The sequence below is a fragment of the Lentzea sp. NPDC036949 genome, assembly GCF_055608075.1.
This window is the reverse complement of sequence record NZ_JBVJRA010000007.1, coordinates 225216-241330: the sequence shown is the minus strand read 5'-3', so window position 1 is coordinate 241330 and position 16115 is coordinate 225216. Positions and strand designations below refer to the sequence as shown.

The window sequence follows — 16115 nt, the reverse complement described above, 5'->3', positions numbered from 1 at the left end:
GTTGTCACTGCGCCGCTCCCTCCAAGTCGCGCAACCAGCCCTTCAGGTCCCCCACCGTGCGGAGGTCGACGAGCCGTGCGGCGTCGATCTCCGCGTCGTCGTCCGTCGCGACCTCGACCGCGAGCCGCAGCAGCGCGAGCGACTCGAGGCCCGCCTCCAGCAGCGGGGTCGAGTCGTCGAAGTCGGTCGACGCGTACCGGGCAATCACCGAATCCAGGTCGGACATGAGCGCAAGCTTCAGCGTCGCCGATGTTTTCTCGATGTTCGCCGGATGGAATGTCGCTGTACGGGCTGGACAGGCCTTCGACGTCGGGTAATAGTGAGTCACCCTGGAATGGAGAGGTAGCTCGTGCGCGCTCGCTGGACCGGTCACCACCTGCGAAAACACCGGTTCACAAGCCCCGGCATCACGTTTTCCGAGCTGCCCATTCGCAAACCAAATGGCCCTACGGACGGGGAACTGCCGTGAATTCACCCGACGAGCTGCGTCCTGCCACGGCGCGCCGCAACGAATGGTTGCTGGTGGCCTTCACCGGCACCACGAACATCGCCGACGCGGTGACGAGGGTCGCCCTGCCGCTGCTCACCGTCGGCATCACGACCTCGCCGATCGTGGTGACCGCGGTGGCCTCGCTGATGACGTTGCCGTGGCTGCTGACCTCGTTGCACATCGGCGTCTTCGTCGACCGCATGGACCGCCGCACGCTCATGATGGCCGCGGAGATCGCCCGCACGCTGTCGGTCGCGGCGATCCTGCTCGCGTACTTCTTCCAGATGGTCAACCTGCCGTTGATCTACCTGGTCGCGCTGGTGCTCGGTCTCGCCGACGTGCTCGCGGGCGTGTCCGGCGCGGCGATCCTGCCCAACGCCATCCCCAAGAAGCGCTGGCAGAAGGTCAGTGAGCGGATCACCGGCCTGGAGTACCTCGCGAACGGCTTCCTGGGCACGCCGATCGGCGGTTTCCTGACGGCGGCGGGCTTCGCGGTGGCGTTCGGCGTCTCCGGGATCGTCTACGCCCTCGGCGCCCTGCTGCTGATCTCGCTGGTCGGCAAGTTCAAGGTGGAGCCGACGACCGAGCGCAAGTCGGTGAACGCGGAGATCAAGGACGGCCTGGGTTTCCTGTTCGGCAACAGGTTGCTGCGCACGATGTCGATGATGATCACCGTGATGGCGGCCTGCTGGGGTGCCTGGCTCGCGCTGATCCCGGTGTACGCGGTCGGCGGGCCGCTCGGGTTGTCCGCCGAGCAGTACGGTCTGCTGCTCACCTGGCTCGGCGCCGGTGGTGTGGTCGGGTCGCTGCTGGTCGGGTGGATCAACAAGCTGCTGGGCCGGCGCTGGTCGATGTTCGTCGACATCATCGGCTCGTTCGCGCTCGTGGCCGCGCCCGCGTTCCTCCCGGCCGAGCCGGGCAGCGCGTACGTGATCGGCGCGGCGGCGTTCGTCGCGGGTGCCGGTGGTGTCATGTGGACGGCGAACTCGCGCGTGATCACGCAGACGTTCGTGCCCGCCGAGATGATGGGCCGCTACAGCGCCGCCGCGCGCATGATCGCCTGGGGTGCCTCGCCGATCGCGGCGTTCCTGTCCGGTGTGATCGCGCAGTTCGCCGGCTACCGCTGGGCGTTCGGCATCTTCGCCGCGCTGTGCCTCGCGATCGTCGTCCCGTTCTTCCTGGTCGTCACGCCGGAGGCCGTGGCCGCGGTGGACCAGCCGGACGAGGACGAGGACGAGGCGGACGGCGTGGACAAGAAGGACAAGCCGGAGGAGGCGAAGGCGTGACCCTCTGGCAGCGCTTCGCCACGACGGCCCAGCACCACCCCGACGCGGTGGCGCTGGTCGCCGGTTCGTCGTGGACCTACGCCGGCCTGCACGACCTGGTGCTGCGCACGGCGGCGCAGGTCGTGCGGGACGCGGGCGGTGTGCCCGCGGCGGTCGGGGTCACGGCCACCCGGACCGTCGACGCCTACGTCGGCTACCTCGCGGCACTGCGGCTCGGTGCCGGTGTCGTGCCGATCAGCCCGGACTGGCCCGCCGCACGGGTGGCGGCCATCTGCTCCGCCGCCTCGGTGACCCACGTCGTGTCGGAGGTGGGCACCGGGAAGCCCTGGGAGGAGCCGTACTACGGCGACGCGGACGACGTGGCCTACACGTTGTTCACGTCCGGCTCGACGGGCTCTCCCAAGGGCGTGCCGATCCGGCACCGGAACGTGCTGGAGTACCTGGACTTCAACGTGGCCCGGTACGGCGTCACGCCGGACTCGCGGCTGTCGCAGACCTTCGAGCTGACCTTCGACCCGTCCGTCTTCGACATGTTCGTCGCGTGGTCGGCGGGCGCGTCCGTCGTCGTCGCGCGGCCGGACGACAAGATGGCGCCGGTGCGGTTCGTGAACGACAACGAGATCACGCACTGGTTCTCGGTGCCGTCGGTGATCTCGCTGGCCCGGCGGCTGCGCCAGCTCCGGCCGAACGCCATGCCGTCGCTGCGCTGGAGCCTCTTCGCGGGCGAGCAGCTGACGCTCGACGCGGCACGGGCGTGGGCCACCGCGGCACCCGCCTCGACGATCGAGAACCTCTACGGCCCGACCGAGCTGACCGTCACCTGCACCGGCTACCGGCTGCCCGAGGTGTGGCCGGTGACCTCCAACGGGACCGTGCCGATCGGCGAGGTCTACCCGCACCTGTCCTACGAGGTCACCGAGGACGAGGAGCTCTGCGTCGGTGGTTCGCAGTGCTTCTCCGGCTACCTCGACCCCGAGCAGAACGTCGGCCGGTTCCTCGGCGGCCGCTACCGCACCGGCGACCGGGTGCGGTGGGAGAACGGCGTGCTGGTGCACCACGGCCGGCTCGACGACCAGGTGAAGGTGCACGGCTACCGGGTCGAGCTCGGGGAGGTCGAGTCGGTGCTGCGGCGCCACCCGCTGGTGCAGGACGTGGTGGTGCTGGCAGTCGGCGAGCTGCACGCCGTCTACACCGGCACCGCCTCCCCCGCCGAGCTGGAGACCCTGGTCGCCACCGAGCTGCCCGCCTACATGGTGCCGCGCACCTTCTCCCCGGTCTCCGGCTTCCCGTTGAACGGCAACGGGAAGATCGACCGCCGCAGGCTCGCCGCCGACCTCGGGGAGGTGACGGGTGCGGTTCCGGATCCTCGGCGCGGTTGAGGTCTTCGACGGCTCGTCGTGGCGCGCCATCGGGTCGGCGAAGCAACGCGCACTGCTCGCGTCGTTGCTGCTCAACGCCAACCAGGTGGTGCCGGCCGAGCGGCTGATCTCCGACCTGTGGCCGGACGGCCCGCCCGCGTCCGCCTCCGGGCTGCTGGCCGGGTACGTGTGGCGGCTGCGGCACGCGCTGCGCGACGACGGCGTGCTGCTGACCCGCGCACCCGGCTACCAGCTGGCCGTGCCGTCCGGCGCGATGGACGTGCACTACTACGAAACCCTGGTGGCACAGGGACGTGCGGCCTCCGACCTGGAGGAGGCGGTGTCGGCGTTCACCCGCGCGCTGGCGGTGTTCCGCGACGTGCCGTACGCGGACGTGCCGCTGACGCCGTCGGTGCTGGCCGAGCGGGCCCGGCTGGAGGAGTCGCAGCTGTCGGTCGTCGAGGCGCGGATCGGCGCCGAGATCAAGCTCGACCGGCACGAGGCGCTGCTGCCCGAGCTGAAGCTGCTCGTGTCGCAGTTCCCGCTGCGGGAACGGCTGCACGCCCACCTGATGCTCGTGCTCTACAAGTGCGGGCACCAGGCCGACGCGCTCGGCACCTACCGCGACCTGCGCCGGCTGCTCGTGAACGAGCTGGGAATCGAACCGTCAAAACCGTTGCGGGACCTGCAACAGCGCATCCTCCAGGAGGACCCGTCGCTGCTGGGCCCCGCACCCGTGCGGGCCCGGCCGCGCACCCCGCCGCCGCGCGGGCTGCTCATCGGGCGGTCGCGCGAGATCGCCGCGGTGGCCGGGTTGCTGGCCGCGGGACAGGTGTGCGCGGTGCACGGCCCGGTCGGCGTGGGCAAGACGGCGCTGGCCGCGCACGCCGCGTTCTCCGTCGCCGCCCACTTCCCTGTGGGGGTGCTGCACTTCTCGGCCGCGGAGGCGCTGCACTCGCTGCCGCCGGGCGTGCTGGCGGTGCTCGACGACGTGCCGGACGTGGGCGTGGTCCCGGCCGGCGTGGGGGTGCTGGTGACGTCGCGGGGACCGGTGCGTGGCGTGCCCGGCCGTGCACATGTCCACTTGGGACGGTTGTCCGGCGCGGCGTCGGCGGAGCTGCTGCGGGCGCACGTCGGCGACCGCGAGGGACCCGCCGCCGAGATCGCCCGGCTGTGCGAACGGCTGCCGCTCGCGCTGCGGCTGGCCGGTGACCGCCTCGCGACCCGGCCGGACTGGTCGCTGGCCGACTTCGCCGCGCGGCTCGCCGACCCCCGGCGGCGGCTGGACCTGCTGTCGTGGCAGGACACCAGCGTGCGCGACCGGCTGGCGGGCGCGTGGGACGGCCTGGCCACGGCTGAGCGCTCGGCGCTGCGGCTGCTGGGCGCGCTGGACCTGCCGGTGGTCGCGGCCGACACGATCGGCGCGCTGATCGGGCGGTCGGAGACCGAGGCGTCGCTCATCGCCGAGCGGCTGATCGACGCCGGGCTCCTGGAGAGCGTGACGATCGACCGCTACCGGGTGCCGGACCTGGTCCGGCTGTTCGCCCGGGAACGGCAGGAGGGAGACGCGTCGGCGGCGATCTCCCGGGTCGTCGAGCACTACGTGGCACTGGTCGACCAGCGGCGGTCCACCGCGGACCGGCGGGCCTGGTACCGCGGCGAGCTGGCGACGTTGCGGTCACTCGGCCTGCACGACCGCTCCGACCGGCTGCACCGGGCCGTGGCGCACCTCCTCGGCGGCCAGCAGACTTAGGCACGTGAAGAGCGTGTGGCCGTTGTGCGCGGCCGGTTTCGTGACGGCGTTCGGCGCCCACGGCGTCGCGTCCGGACTGGGTTTCCTGGAGCCGGACCTGCTCACCCTGGGTCTGCTGCTCGCGCTCTACGACGGCGCCGAGGTGGTGCTGAAACCCGTCTTCGGCTCGCTGGCCGACCGCGTCGGCCCGCGCCCGGTCCTGCTCGGCGGCCTGCTGGCGTTCGCCCTCGCCTCCGCGTCGTTCGTGCTCGTCGACAGCATCGCCGTGGCCCGCTTCGGCCAGGGCGTGGCCGCCGCCGCGTTCTCCCCCGCCGCCAGTGCGCTGGTGGCCAGGCTGACTCCGGACACCGCGCGCGGCCGGGCGTTCGGCCGCTACGGCGCGTGGAAGGGCATCGGCTACACCGCCGGCCCGCTGCTCGGCGGCGTGCTGATCCACTTCGGCGGCTTCGACGTGCTGTTCCTGACGATGGCCGGGCTGGCGGTGGCCGTCGCGCTGTGGTCGCTCACCGTCCCGCGGCTGGAACCGTTGCCGCGCACCGGGCAGACCGTGCTCGACCTGGTGCGGCGCCTGTCCCGCCGCGACTTCCTGCGCCCCACCGCGGCACTCGCCGCCGCCACCGCCGCGCTGGCCACCGGCGTCGGCTTCCTCCCGGTCGCCGCGGCGGCCCACGGCCCGGTCGTCACCGGTGCCGCGGTCTCGGTGCTGGCGCTCACGGCGGCCGTCGTGCAGCCCCGCGCCGGCCGGGCGTACGACGCGGGCCGCATCACGAGCCCGCGCCCCGCGTTGCTGGCCGTCGCACTCGGTTTCGTCGCGGCCGCACTGGTTCCGGGCTTGCCGGGAGCGTTCACGGCCGCCGTCCTGATCGGCGCGGGCACGGGCGTCGTGACACCGCTGGCGTTCGCGGCGCTGGCCAGGTCCACTCCGGAGGAACGCCTCGGCCAGACGATGGGCAGCGCCGAGGTGGGCCGCGAGCTCGGCGACGCGGGCGGCCCGCTCCTGGTGGGCGGGCTCGCCGCGGTCGCCTCGCTGCCGGTGGGCCTGCTCGCGCTGGCCGCCGTGATCACCGTCACGGCTTGGAGATCTCCAGCTGCAGCTCGGTGACCCAGCCCGCCGGGTCGCCCGCGCCGTAGTCGAGGTACACCTCGCGGGCGAACCCGAGCTGCCGATAGCCGTTGGCCTCGATCCACGTCGCCACGGTCTGGTAGGTGACGTCGACGTCGTCCATCGGCCCGCGGTGCACGACGGTCGCCGCCTGCGGCAGCGCCGGCAGGTCCACGACCTCGAAGTCGTAGGCGTCCGACGGCTCGACCGACACGGTGACACCGGCCCGCACCAGCACGGAGTCCCCCTCGGCAGGCTCGTAGGTCGCGATCCCGTAGCCGGTGATCCGCACCCCGGCGCGTTCCACCCGTGACAGCAGCTCCGGGTACAGCGGCTGGATGACCGGGCCGATGTCCTCGGGCCCGTAGGAGGCGGCGGTGGCGCTCAGCCTGGCCACTCGCGCGGACGGGACGGGTTTCACGACGACGTCGTCGGTGGGCATGGCGCCCTCTCTCTCGATGGCGCGGAGACGTGCCTCGACCCGCCGCAGCCGCGACTCGTCCGCGACGATCCGCTGGCGCAGCTCGGCCCGCCGCAGGGACAGCATCCCGTGCAGCTGCTCGACGGACAGCTGGTCGTCGAGCACGACGCGGACCTGTTCCAGGGTCAGGCCGAGGTCCTTCAGCGCGACCAGGCGGTTGAGGCGGTGCAGCTGGGCGACGGTGTAGAAGCGGTAGCCGGAGCCGGGGTCGACATGAGCCGGCGGGAGCAGCCCCACCGCGTCGTAATGGCGCAGCATCCGCACCGACACCCTCCCCAGCCGGGCGAAGTCTCCGATGGTGAACACGACTGCTCCTGTGTAGGGGCTGACACGGTGTCAGGGTCAAGAAATGATGGTTTGAACAGCGCGCCGGGTGCGCACCCCGGGGTGTTGACGAGAGGTGGCACATGACGTTCGCACATCCGGCGTTGTTCTACTCCGACGAGGAGTCCTACATCGACGGCATCGTCCCGTTCGTCGTGGAGGGGCTCGCGAACGCCGAACCGGTGGTCGTCGCCGTGCCGGACCGCCACCTCGCGCTGCTCAGGGAGGCGCTCAGCGGGTTCGCGCACCTCGTCACCTTCCTCGACATGGCGGACGCCGGGCGCAACCCCGGCCGGATCATCCCGGAGCTCCGCGCGTTCGCCGACCGGCACCGCGGGCCGCTGCGGATCATCGCCGAACCGGTGTGGGAGGGCCGCAGCGACGTCGAGTACCCGGCGTGCGCGCTGCACGAGGCGCTGGTCAACTACGCGTTCAGCGACCGCGACCTGAGCATCCTGTGCCCGTACGACACCACCGGGCTCAGCCACGACGTCCTCGCCGACGCCGAGAAGACCCACCCGGTCGTGATCGACGCCGGCGGTCACCGCCCCAGTGACCACTTCCACCCCGCGCGGGTCGTCGTCGCAGCGCACACGATGCCGCTGCCCATCCCGGAGGACGCCGCCGGCACGAGCGTCGGCGCCGGGGCGATGGCGGCGGTGCGGGCGTTCGCGCGCGAGCAGGCCACGAAGCTCGGTCTCGCGCCCGACCGCGTCCACGACTTCGCACTCGCGGTCACGGAGCTCGCGACCAACAGCGTCCGGCACGGCGGCGGCGAGAGCACCGTCCGGGTCTGGACCGAAAGCGAGAGCATTGTTTGCCAAGTCAACGACAACGGTCACATCACCGATGTTCTGGCCGGACGCACACCCGTTCACGCAAACGATCCAGGCGGTCGCGGTCTGTTGCTGGTGAACCGTTTGGCCGACCTCGTGCGCACCCAAACGACGTCGTCGGGCACCGCAATCCAGGTCAGATTCGACCTGGGGCACAAAAAGGCAACGTGATCGACATACATTTGGCCGATCTCGTTATAGCTTGGGCACGTGCACGACGAGGAAGCGACGGAAATCGGTTACACCGGGGCACGTTTCGGGTCTCCGGCGACTCGCGCACGCCTGCGCGCCGATGGAAGAGATGACGCGAGCGGTCTGGAGACGCAGCAGCTACCCCGTCAGCACCCGACGCGCCGGCGACCGCCGGAACCGCCTCCGGAGTGGCTGATGCAGGAAGAAGAACAGCAGGTGTCGGCGCGGGACAGCGCGCTGGTCCGCCCGTACGCCCGCACCGGTGGCCGCACCGCGGCCCGCCACGACCTCCGGTTGGAGACGCTGCTCTCGACCGACGAGGAACGCCTGTACCGGGCCAGCGCCGAACAGTCCCAGATGATGAGACTGTGCCTGCAACCGCGGTCGGTCGCGGAGATCTCCGCGCTCATGAAGATCCCGCTCGGTGTCACGCGGGTGCTGCTGAGCGACCTGATCACGCTGGACCTCGTCGCCGTGCACGAACCCGGCGACAAGCCGAACATGGCGCTGCTCGAACGGGTTCTGTCGGGTCTGCGGCGCCTCTGACCCACCTCCGGCCGGCGCGCGGAATCGTGCCGGGGCGCCGATAATGGTGCTGTGGCGACCCCCAGCGGCGAGACCGACCCGACCCTGCAGCCGACCCCGCAGCCGACCTCCGCGTCGACTGCGCCGTCTGCCGCGCCGACGACCCCGATCACGACCCCGATCACGACCCCGCCCGCGACCACGCCGGGGGACACGACCGGGACCGTCGCCCAGAAGAGGAAGCCGCGGCCGACCAGGATCAGCGGCACCTGGGTGGCCGTGCTGGTCGCGCTCGTCGTGCTGATCTTCCTGCTGGTGTTCATCCTGCAGAACGGCGGCAACACGACCATCTACTTCCTGGGGGGCCAGAGCACGCTGCCGCTGGGCGTCGCGCTGCTGTTCGCCGCGATCGGCGGCGGGCTGCTCGTCGCGGTCGTGGGCGCGGCCCGGATCATGCAGCTGCGCCGCCAGGCCAAGCGCGCCCAGGTCGTCCCTAGTCCTCGTCCCGGGACCTCAGCACCAGCTCGACGCGAGAGCTGATCCCCAGCTTCCGGAAGATCTTGCGCAGGTGGAAGTTCACCGTGTGCGGTGACATGAACAGCTGCGTCGAGATCTGCCGGTTCGTCCTGCCCTTCGCCACCAGGTTCGCGATCGCCCGTTCGGTGTCGTCCAAGCTGGACCATCCGGACGAGGGCCGCACCGGTGCCGCACGGCGGCGCCGGCCGAGTTTGCGCAGCCGTTCCAGCACCCTGGCGCCGTCGCGGGACGCGCCGATCTCGCGGTAGAGGCCGAGCGCGGTCTCCAGCGCCTTCACCGACGCGGCGCGGTCGGGTGTCGCGGCCAGCACCGCGCCGAGGTCCTCGGCCGCGTTGGCGCGCGCCCACGGGTCGCGGTGCTGTTCGGAGGCAAGCCGCAGCAGCGCGGTGTCGCCGTCGAACAGGCCTCGGACGTGCAGGGCGGTCGCGGCCACCGCGCGGAAGCCGGGGTTCTCCTCCGCGAGCCGTTCCACCCGGTCGACCACGGCCTTGGCGAGCCCGTCGTCGCCCGCCTCGGCGGCCCTGCGCACGAACCACCCGGCGGCGCGGGGTTCCTCGGCGAAGAGCCCGGACTCGACCAGGTCCGGGTACCGGCCGTGCAGCAGCCCCAGCGCCGGTTCGAGGCCGCGGTGCACGTAGGTGACGAGCACGTCGGCCCACTGGTAGTAGCCGTGGGAGAAGACGATCCCGTCGACCTGGCCGGTGCCGCGGTACCGCTCGACGTGCTCGACCGCCGCGGGCAGGTCGCCGGTGTGCAGGGCGACCAGCGCGAGCACCACCAGCGCGGGCGCCAGCAGGACGGTGTGCCCGGTGTCCTCGGCGGCGGCGAGCGCGGTGCGGGCCTCGGCGGCGGCCTCCTCGATCCGCCCTGCCTGCAACAGGACGCGCGCGTGCACGACGGCGGTCAGCAGCTCCCCGGTGACGACGGAGGACGGCCCGCCGCGGACCCGGCGGAGCAGGCCTTCGGCCTCGCCGAACTCGCGCAGCCCGGCGTGCAGGGTCGCGAGCAGCAGCTGCGGGTAGGCGCACAGGTCGTGGGAGGACACCGCCCGCGCGCCCGCACGGGCCAGTTCCAGTGCGGTGCCGGGACGTCCGCTGTCACGCGCGAGCGCCGCGAGCACGGCGAGGGCCGTGGCGAGCACGTCGTCCGGCGCACCCCGGCGGGAGCGCACGACCGCGTCCGCCGCCTCCTGGGCACGGTGCCGGTCGTGCCCGAGCAACGCCATCAGCCGGGTGATCTCCACCCAGGGCACGAGCTCCGCGGGCAGGTCGGTCTCGGTGAGCAGCACGTCGGCGAGCTCCGCGGACTCGGCGCACCGCGCGCCGAGCAACGTCGTGACCGCCACGCAGTGCCGCAGCTTCGCCGCACTGGGCGAGGGCACCTGGCCCGCGACCGAGTCCTCGGCGAGCGCGCGGGCCGCCGTCAGCCGGCCCGCGGCGACCAGGGCCCGCACGGCGGTCACCGTGCGGTTCGGCAGCGACGGCGAGGTCTGGTCGGTGAGCTCCAGTGCCCGCACGGCGAGCTCGGCCGAGGCGTCGGGTGCCTGCCACAGCACGGCTTTCGCCGCCGTGACCAGACCGTCGATCGACCGCACGTCACCGCGCCGGGCGCCGTGCAGCAGGTGCCGGGCGGCCGTGGCCGCGGCGTCCCCGCGCCCCAGCAGCATCTCCCCCGCCTCGCGGTGCAGCGCGCGCCGGACGGGTGCGGGCACGGAGTCCGCGACGAGCCGCCAGACCAGCTCGTGGCGGAACGCGAGCCGGTCCTCGGCCGCGGTGACGAGGCCGGCGCCGATCACCTCGTCCAGCGCGGGCACCAGGACCGCGGTGCTGGAGGCGAGCAGCTCGGCGACGTCACCGGGTTCGAACCGCGGCCCGAACACCGACGCGACCTGCAGCAGGTGCCGCGCTCCGCCGCTCAGGGCCGTGATGCGCTCGCGCAGCAACGCTTCCGTGCGGCGCGGCGACCCGTCGGTGCGCAGCGCGGCCCGTTCCCCTGTGACCACGAGCTGGTCGTCGTCGCGCAGTGCGGTGACGAGGCGGATCAGGGCGGCGGGGTTGCCCTGGGCGGTGGCGGCGAGCGCGCACAGGTCGTGGTCGGGAACGCCGCCGGCGAGATCGGCGACGAACTGGGCGGCGACGTCGTCGGGCAACGGCCGCAGCTCGACGTGCGCGGCGGTGCGGGCGAGGGCGGCGAACAGGCGGTCGGCGCCCTCACCGCAGCGCCGGGCGAGCAGCCAGACCACCTGCTGCTGCACGGAGTTCGGCAGCAGCGCGCGCAGTGCGGCGAGGGTGCCGGGCTCGGCGAGGTGCAGGTCGTCGAGCACGACCAGCGTAGGACCGCCGGGTTCGCGTTCGGCCAGGCGGGCCAGCAGGAACGGCTGGTCCAGCTCGTCGCGCGCGGTCACGACGGTGAAGCCGCGGCGTTCGGCGGTGCGGGCGGTCTCGGTCAGCAGCCGGGTCTTGCCGGTGCCCGCCGCGCCGTCGACGAGGACCACACCGGTGCCCTCGGCCAGCACGCCGTCGAGCAGCGCCCGTTCTCCTTCGCGGCCGCGGAACAGCCCGTCCCGATTCCCCGACACCCGATTTCCTTTCACCCCGCGGCTGCGGAGAAACGCTGCCCTACCACAGCGACCCCGGCCGCGACCAGCCCTGATGGTTCCGAACCGGCCTGCGGGGATGAGCGGTCACGCACTCTTCCGGCCGCCGCTACCCATTCGAGTAGCTGCCTGGCGGATCATACGTGCCACCACCGTGCTGAGACGCCTCCCGGCGCGGCTACCTTTACCTGGGCAAGTGGCGCGCTTTCTCCTAGCATCATTTCTGCTGATCGTTTCACCCCCGGATTGCGAGAGATCGTGGAAAACCCGCCGAAAGCGTGGTGCGCCGGAATCAGCGACCGGGTGGCGCCGGGCACGACGACGGTCGTGGAAGGCGCTCCGGGTACGGGCAAGACGGCGGTGCTGGACGACGTCGCCGCGCGCTGGGAAGGCTCCGGCGGACGCGTCGTGCGGGCCCGCGGAAGTGCTCTGGAAATCGATTTACCATTCGGCTTGGTGGCCCAGTTGTTCGATTTGGTGGATCCGGCGGTGGTGCCTTCGGAGGCAGTCCCGGCCCTCCGGTCGACGGCCTCCGGTGCCGGCTTCGCGGTGCTGCGAGCGCTTTACCGGCTCGCGGTTGAGTTAGCCGGTTCGTCCGGTTTGCTGGTTCTCGTGGACGACGCGCAGTGGGCGGACGCGGAGTCGTTGCGGTGGCTCGCGTACCTGTCCCTGCGGGTGCGGCAGCTGCCGGTGGCGGTGGTTCTCGCGGTCGGTTCCGGTGAACGGGCGGACGACCCGTCGTTCGCGGAGATCGCGGCGACGTGCCGCCGGGTGGTGCTGGCGGACCTGACGCCGGACGAGGTCACCGGGCTGGTCACCGCGGCACTGGGCCCGGCCGATCCGGCGTTCACCGCCGCCTGCCGCACCGCGACCGGCGGGAACCCGCTGCTGACCGTGCGGCTGCTGAGGGCGCTGGCGCGGGACGGGGTGCCGCCCTCGGCCGCGGCGGCCAGGCAGGTTGATCACCTGGCCGCGGAGGTGGCCCGCGAGGTCGTGGTGGCGCGGGTGCGGCGGCGCCCGGCGGCGGTCGTGACGGCGGCGCACTGCCTGGCGGTGCTCGGGCCGGCACCGCACCCCGGCGTGCTGGCGGAGCTGACCGGGCTGGGTCCCGGCGAGCTGGCCGAGGCGGTGCGCACGGCCGAACTGCTCGGCGCGACCGGTCCGGCGGTGCTCGCGGACGTGCCGGCGGCGGCGCTGTCGGCGTTGCACCTGCGGGCGGCGGAGTCGTTGCGGGCCCACGGTGCCGCGGACCGCGAGGTGGCGGCGCACCTGCTCCAGACGGCACCGGGGCTGCCGCCGTGGGCGGGCGGGGTGCTGGACCGGGCGGCGCGGGAGGCGGTGGGCGGTGGCGACCAGCCCGGTGCGGCCCGGTTGCTGTGGCGGGCGTTGCGCGAGCCGGTCGCGAACCCCGCGCGGGCGTTGCGGATGCTGGGGATGGCGGAGCTGGTCGGGAACCTGCCGGGTGCGACGGCACGGCTGCGCGAGGCGCACGAGTCCGATGTGGACGACGTGGAGTCCGCCGTGGCGCTGTCCTACGCGTTGCACGCCGACGGGAAACCCGCGGAGCTGGTGGAGGTGCTGCGCTCCCCCGACGCCTTCGCGCACCTGGTGGTGCACGGGCTGGTGTGGCGGGAGGCGGTGCCGCCGTCGGTGCCGCTCGACACCCCGGCGGGGGTGCTGCACCACGTGATGGCCGGGTCGATCAGCGCGGCCGAGGCCGTGCGGCGGCTGTCCACCGACGGCGCGATGCCGGCGTTGACGTCCGCGATGGTGCTGAACCTGGCCGACCGGCTCGACCCGGCGCTGGACGTGCTCGACGCCGTGGACCGCGCGGAGGCACCGGCGTTGCGCGCGCTGGTGTCGGTGATGAGGGCGAACGTCCAGCGGCGCAAGGGAGATCTCACGTCCGCCCGCGCCGACCTCACCGCGGCCGCCGGCCACCTGCGGCAGGACCCGCGCTGGCACGCGGTGACGGCCTGGCACGCGGCGTTGCTCGCGGACATCCTGCTGGAGGAAGGACGTCCGGACGAGGCGCTGGCGTTGATCGAGCAGACGACGACGGACGAGCTCCGGCGGCTGTGGACCTACGGCGGGATGCTGACCGTGCGCGGCCGGGCGTTGATCGTGCGCGGTGAGGACCACGAGGCGCTGGAGGCGTTCCTGGCCGCCGCACGGCACTGCGCCCAGTGGCCGTACCGCAACCCGGCCGCGCTGGCGTGGCGTTCCGGTGCGGCGGTGGCGTGCGCGGCGCTGGGCGACGGCGAGCGGGCCCGGCAGTTCGCGCTGGAGGAGGTCGAGCTGGCCGGGGACTGGGGTGCGCCCAGGGCGTTGGGCATGGCGTTGCGCGCACTGGGCCGGGTCACCGCGGGAGCCGCCGGACGCGCGCACCTGGAGGACGCCGTGCGGGTGCTGCGCGGCTCCCCCGCCCGGCTCGAACTGGGCCGCGCGCTGGTGGACCTCGGCGTGGTGGCGCGCCGGCAGGGCGACACGGCGGCGGCGCGCGTGTGCCTGCGCGAGGCGGTGGACCTGGCGCAGAAGTGCGGGTCCACGGCAATGGCGGCACGGGCGCACTCCGAGCTGGTCGCGACGAGCGCGGGACCGCGGCGGCTGCGGCAGACCGGGCCGACCGCGCTGACACCGGTGGAGCACCAGGTGGCGGTGCTGGCGGCGCGGGGCCGGTGCGACGAGGAGATCGCCGGTGCCCTGCTGCTGTCCGCCGACGCGGTGGAGGGCGTGCTCACCGCCGTCTACCGCAAGCTCGGCGTGCCCGGCCGGTTGCAGCTGCCGGAGGCGCTCGACGCGGGGTGAGCGGCATCCCCCGTACGCGAGTGGTCCGGACCCGTTCGGCCGATGGTTCACGCTGGACCGTTCGGCCCATGGTCCTTGCTCATGGCGAGCGACCTGCAAAGACGCAAGGTGTCCGTGGTGTTCGGCGCGTTGGACGCCAACAGCGACGGATACCTCGACGAGAGCGACTTCCGCGCGCTCACCGCGCGCTGGGTGTCGTTGCGCGGCGGCGACGAGGAGCTGCTGTCCGAGGTGATGATGGGCTGGTGGGCCACCCTCACGTCGGCGGCGGGCACCGACCGGGTGAGCATGGACGACGTGCTGTCCATCGTGGACGTGCTGCCGCGGAGCCCGGAGGCGGTCACCGGCACGGCGCACGCGATGTTCGGTGCCGTGGACGCCAACGGGGACGACTACGTGTCGCCGGAGGAGTTCCAGACGATGATCTCCGCGTGGCTCGGTCATGACGGTGCCACCGACTTCGCGGCCCTCGACTCCGACGGCGACGGCAGGCTGTCGCGCGACGAGTTCGCCCAGCTGTGGCTGGAGTTCTGGTCCGGCGACGACCCCTCCGCCGCCGGCACCCGCGTCTTCGGCCCTCTCTGACTCCCCCTGCTGCTCCGGCAGGCAGGGGGAGTCAGAGAGGGCCGGGGCGATCATGGTCGGCGGTGGCGGTCGCGGTGGACGCGACGGTCGTGCGCTGCCTGCTGGTGCCCGCGGCGATGGGGGTGCTGGGCGACCTCAACCGGTGGGCGCCGGGCGCACGACGGCGAGGCGACCGGACCCGCCCTCCCACGAGCCCGTGACCACGCCGACCACGTCACCGTCGGCGGGGCGCGGCAGCACCAGGCGGTCGAGCTCGACCACGACCGGACCCCCCACCGCGCGCCGCAGCTCGCCGCGGGCCTCGGCGGCCAGGCTGCGGCTGCCCGGCTCCGAGGTGCCGCCGGCGGTGACGAGGTCGAGCACGGCGGCGTGCCAGACGGGGTCGGTGACGGCGTCGTAGATCCACCGCGGGCCCAGGACGCTGTGCTCGGCGGTCGTGAGGAGCGCGCCACCGTCGAGCGGTGCCGGCCGGTAGGTCAGCGGGACCTGGTAGACCGACTCACCCGCCCGCAGCAGGTGCGTCTCCACGCCGACCTCGCCCGCGGGGTCGGAGAACCGGAAGTACCCGACCGGCCGCAACGGCCCCTCGCCCGCGTACCAGTCCTGCCGCGCCACCCAGGCGGGCACGAAGTCGCGGAACGGCGGTGTCAGCGCGGCCCCGGCGTGGATGTTCCCCATGTCCCGCAGGTTACGCGTGCACCAGCGTGAAGAACTCCTGCCGGGACGCGGGGTCCTGCCGCAACGCGCCCTGCAACGCCGAGGTCACCGTGCGGGACCCGCTGACCCGCACCCCGCGCAACGCCATGCACATGTGCTCGGCCTCGATCACCACGCCGACGCCCTTGGGCCGCAGGTGTTCCTGCAGCCAGTCGGCGACCTGCTTGGTCAGCCGCTCCTGCACCTGGAGGTCGCGGGCGAACATCTCCACGACCCGCGCGAGCTTCGACAGCCCCAGGATGCGCTCCCCCGGCAGGTACCCGACGTGCGCGATGCCGTGGAACGGCAGCATGTGGTGCTCGCACAACGACTGCACCGGGATGCCGCGGGCCAGCACCAGCTCGTCGTAGCCCTCGTCGTTGGGGAACGTGGTCAGGTTGAACGTCCGGGGCGTCAGCAGCTCCTCGTACGCCTCGGCGACCCGGCGCGGCGTGTCGGCCAGGTGTTCGGAGTACGGGTCCTTGCCCAGCGCCTTGAGCAGGTCCGTGACCGCCTTCTGCGCGCCCTCGACGTCCATGCCGCCAC

14 protein-coding genes are annotated in these 16115 nt (G+C 73.0%); 9 read left to right on the top strand and 5 right to left on the bottom strand.

Annotated features, from left to right (window positions below; all coding sequences use genetic code 11):
• Positions 1–4 precede the first annotated feature (4 nt).
• Positions 5–226: a phosphopantetheine-binding protein gene (locus ACZ7CD_RS21485; protein ID WP_360392057.1), complete on the bottom strand. Its 222-nt coding sequence runs from the start codon at positions 224–226 to the stop codon at positions 5–7.
• A 239-nt stretch (positions 227–465) separates the two neighbouring features.
• On the opposite strand from ACZ7CD_RS21485, the gene ACZ7CD_RS21480 reads away from it, so the two are divergent.
• The 4 genes from ACZ7CD_RS21480 to ACZ7CD_RS21465 are packed head-to-tail and all read left to right on the top strand — an operon-like array spanning position 466 to position 5989.
• On the top strand, positions 466–1776 hold the full coding sequence (locus tag ACZ7CD_RS21480; protein WP_360392060.1) for an MFS transporter: 1311 nt from the start codon (positions 466–468) through the stop codon (positions 1774–1776).
• Entirely contained in the window at positions 1773–3155 is a 1383-nt protein-coding gene (locus ACZ7CD_RS21475) for an AMP-binding protein (protein WP_470379558.1), read from the top strand. Before ACZ7CD_RS21480 ends, ACZ7CD_RS21475 begins: the two co-directional genes overlap by 4 nt.
• Entirely contained in the window at positions 3127–4887 is a 1761-nt protein-coding gene (locus ACZ7CD_RS21470) for an AfsR/SARP family transcriptional regulator (protein ID WP_458431045.1), read from the top strand. The genes ACZ7CD_RS21475 and ACZ7CD_RS21470 overlap by 29 nt, the downstream gene beginning before the upstream one ends.
• Positions 4888–4891: 4 nt before the next feature.
• Positions 4892–5989 (top strand): MFS transporter, encoded by a 1098-nt coding sequence (locus ACZ7CD_RS21465; protein WP_458431044.1) that lies wholly within the window; start codon positions 4892–4894, stop codon positions 5987–5989.
• Here ACZ7CD_RS21465 and ACZ7CD_RS21460 read toward each other — a convergent pair.
• Positions 5955–6776 (bottom strand): MerR family transcriptional regulator, encoded by an 822-nt coding sequence (locus ACZ7CD_RS21460; protein WP_360392071.1) that lies wholly within the window; start codon positions 6774–6776, stop codon positions 5955–5957. The two genes, ACZ7CD_RS21465 and ACZ7CD_RS21460, sit on opposite strands and share 35 nt — an antisense overlap.
• 101 nt (positions 6777–6877) lie before the next feature.
• Here ACZ7CD_RS21460 and ACZ7CD_RS21455 point away from each other — a divergent pair, with 101 nt between their 5' ends.
• The 3 genes from ACZ7CD_RS21455 to ACZ7CD_RS21445 all read left to right on the top strand — a co-directional run bounded on the left by ACZ7CD_RS21455 (position 6878) and on the right by ACZ7CD_RS21445 (position 8887).
• On the top strand, positions 6878–7801 hold the full coding sequence (locus ACZ7CD_RS21455; RefSeq protein ID WP_360392074.1) for an anti-sigma factor RsbA family regulatory protein: 924 nt from the start codon (positions 6878–6880) through the stop codon (positions 7799–7801).
• Between the two features lie 216 nt (positions 7802–8017).
• On the top strand, positions 8018–8368 hold the full coding sequence (locus tag ACZ7CD_RS21450; RefSeq protein ID WP_360392077.1) for a DUF742 domain-containing protein: 351 nt from the start codon (positions 8018–8020) through the stop codon (positions 8366–8368).
• A gap of 51 nt (positions 8369–8419) precedes the next feature.
• On the top strand, positions 8420–8887 hold the full coding sequence (locus ACZ7CD_RS21445) for a LapA family protein (protein ID WP_470379557.1): 468 nt from the start codon (positions 8420–8422) through the stop codon (positions 8885–8887).
• On the opposite strand, the gene ACZ7CD_RS21440 is transcribed toward ACZ7CD_RS21445, so the two are convergent.
• Positions 8841–11462, bottom strand: coding sequence for a helix-turn-helix transcriptional regulator (locus tag ACZ7CD_RS21440; RefSeq protein ID WP_470370949.1), 2622 nt, complete (start codon positions 11460–11462; stop codon positions 8841–8843). The two genes, ACZ7CD_RS21445 and ACZ7CD_RS21440, sit on opposite strands and share 47 nt — an antisense overlap.
• Positions 11463–11738: 276 nt before the next feature.
• Between ACZ7CD_RS21440 and ACZ7CD_RS21435 the strand changes: the two genes are divergently transcribed.
• Both ACZ7CD_RS21435 and ACZ7CD_RS21430 read left to right on the top strand, forming a co-directional pair.
• Positions 11739–14288 (top strand): AAA family ATPase, encoded by a 2550-nt coding sequence (locus ACZ7CD_RS21435; protein ID WP_470379634.1) that lies wholly within the window; start codon positions 11739–11741, stop codon positions 14286–14288.
• An 81-nt stretch (positions 14289–14369) separates the two neighbouring features.
• Complete coding sequence (locus tag ACZ7CD_RS21430; protein ID WP_470370948.1) at positions 14370–14873, top strand: EF-hand domain-containing protein; 504 nt, start codon at positions 14370–14372, stop codon at positions 14871–14873.
• Between the two features lie 135 nt (positions 14874–15008).
• Here the strand turns inward: ACZ7CD_RS21430 and ACZ7CD_RS21425 are convergent, their stop codons facing one another.
• Positions 15009–15551, bottom strand: coding sequence for a maltokinase N-terminal cap-like domain-containing protein (locus ACZ7CD_RS21425; protein ID WP_470370947.1), 543 nt, complete (start codon positions 15549–15551; stop codon positions 15009–15011).
• A 10-nt stretch (positions 15552–15561) separates the two neighbouring features.
• The gene (gene folE, locus ACZ7CD_RS21420; RefSeq protein ID WP_458431039.1) at positions 15562–16107 is read right to left on the bottom strand and encodes a GTP cyclohydrolase I FolE; all 546 of its coding nucleotides are present in this window, start codon (positions 16105–16107) and stop codon (positions 15562–15564) included.
• Positions 16108–16115: the final 8 nt, after the last annotated feature.

Bases quoted from the DNA above. Each gene is read 5' to 3' on its own strand.
- ACZ7CD_RS21485 (WP_360392057.1), bottom strand. From the start codon at position 226: ATGTCCGACCTGGATTCGGTGATTGCCCGGTACGCGTCGACCGACTTC.
- ACZ7CD_RS21455 (WP_360392074.1), top strand. From the start codon at position 6,878: ATGACGTTCGCACATCCGGCGTTGTTCTACTCCGACGAGGAGTCCTAC.
- ACZ7CD_RS21450 (WP_360392077.1), top strand. From the start codon at position 8,018: ATGCAGGAAGAAGAACAGCAGGTGTCGGCGCGGGACAGCGCGCTGGTC.
- ACZ7CD_RS21430 (WP_470370948.1), top strand. From the start codon at position 14,370: ATGGCGAGCGACCTGCAAAGACGCAAGGTGTCCGTGGTGTTCGGCGCG.
- ACZ7CD_RS21425 (WP_470370947.1), bottom strand. From the start codon at position 15,551: ATGGGGAACATCCACGCCGGGGCCGCGCTGACACCGCCGTTCCGCGAC.
- folE (WP_458431039.1), bottom strand. From the start codon at position 16,107: ATGGACGTCGAGGGCGCGCAGAAGGCGGTCACGGACCTGCTCAAGGCG.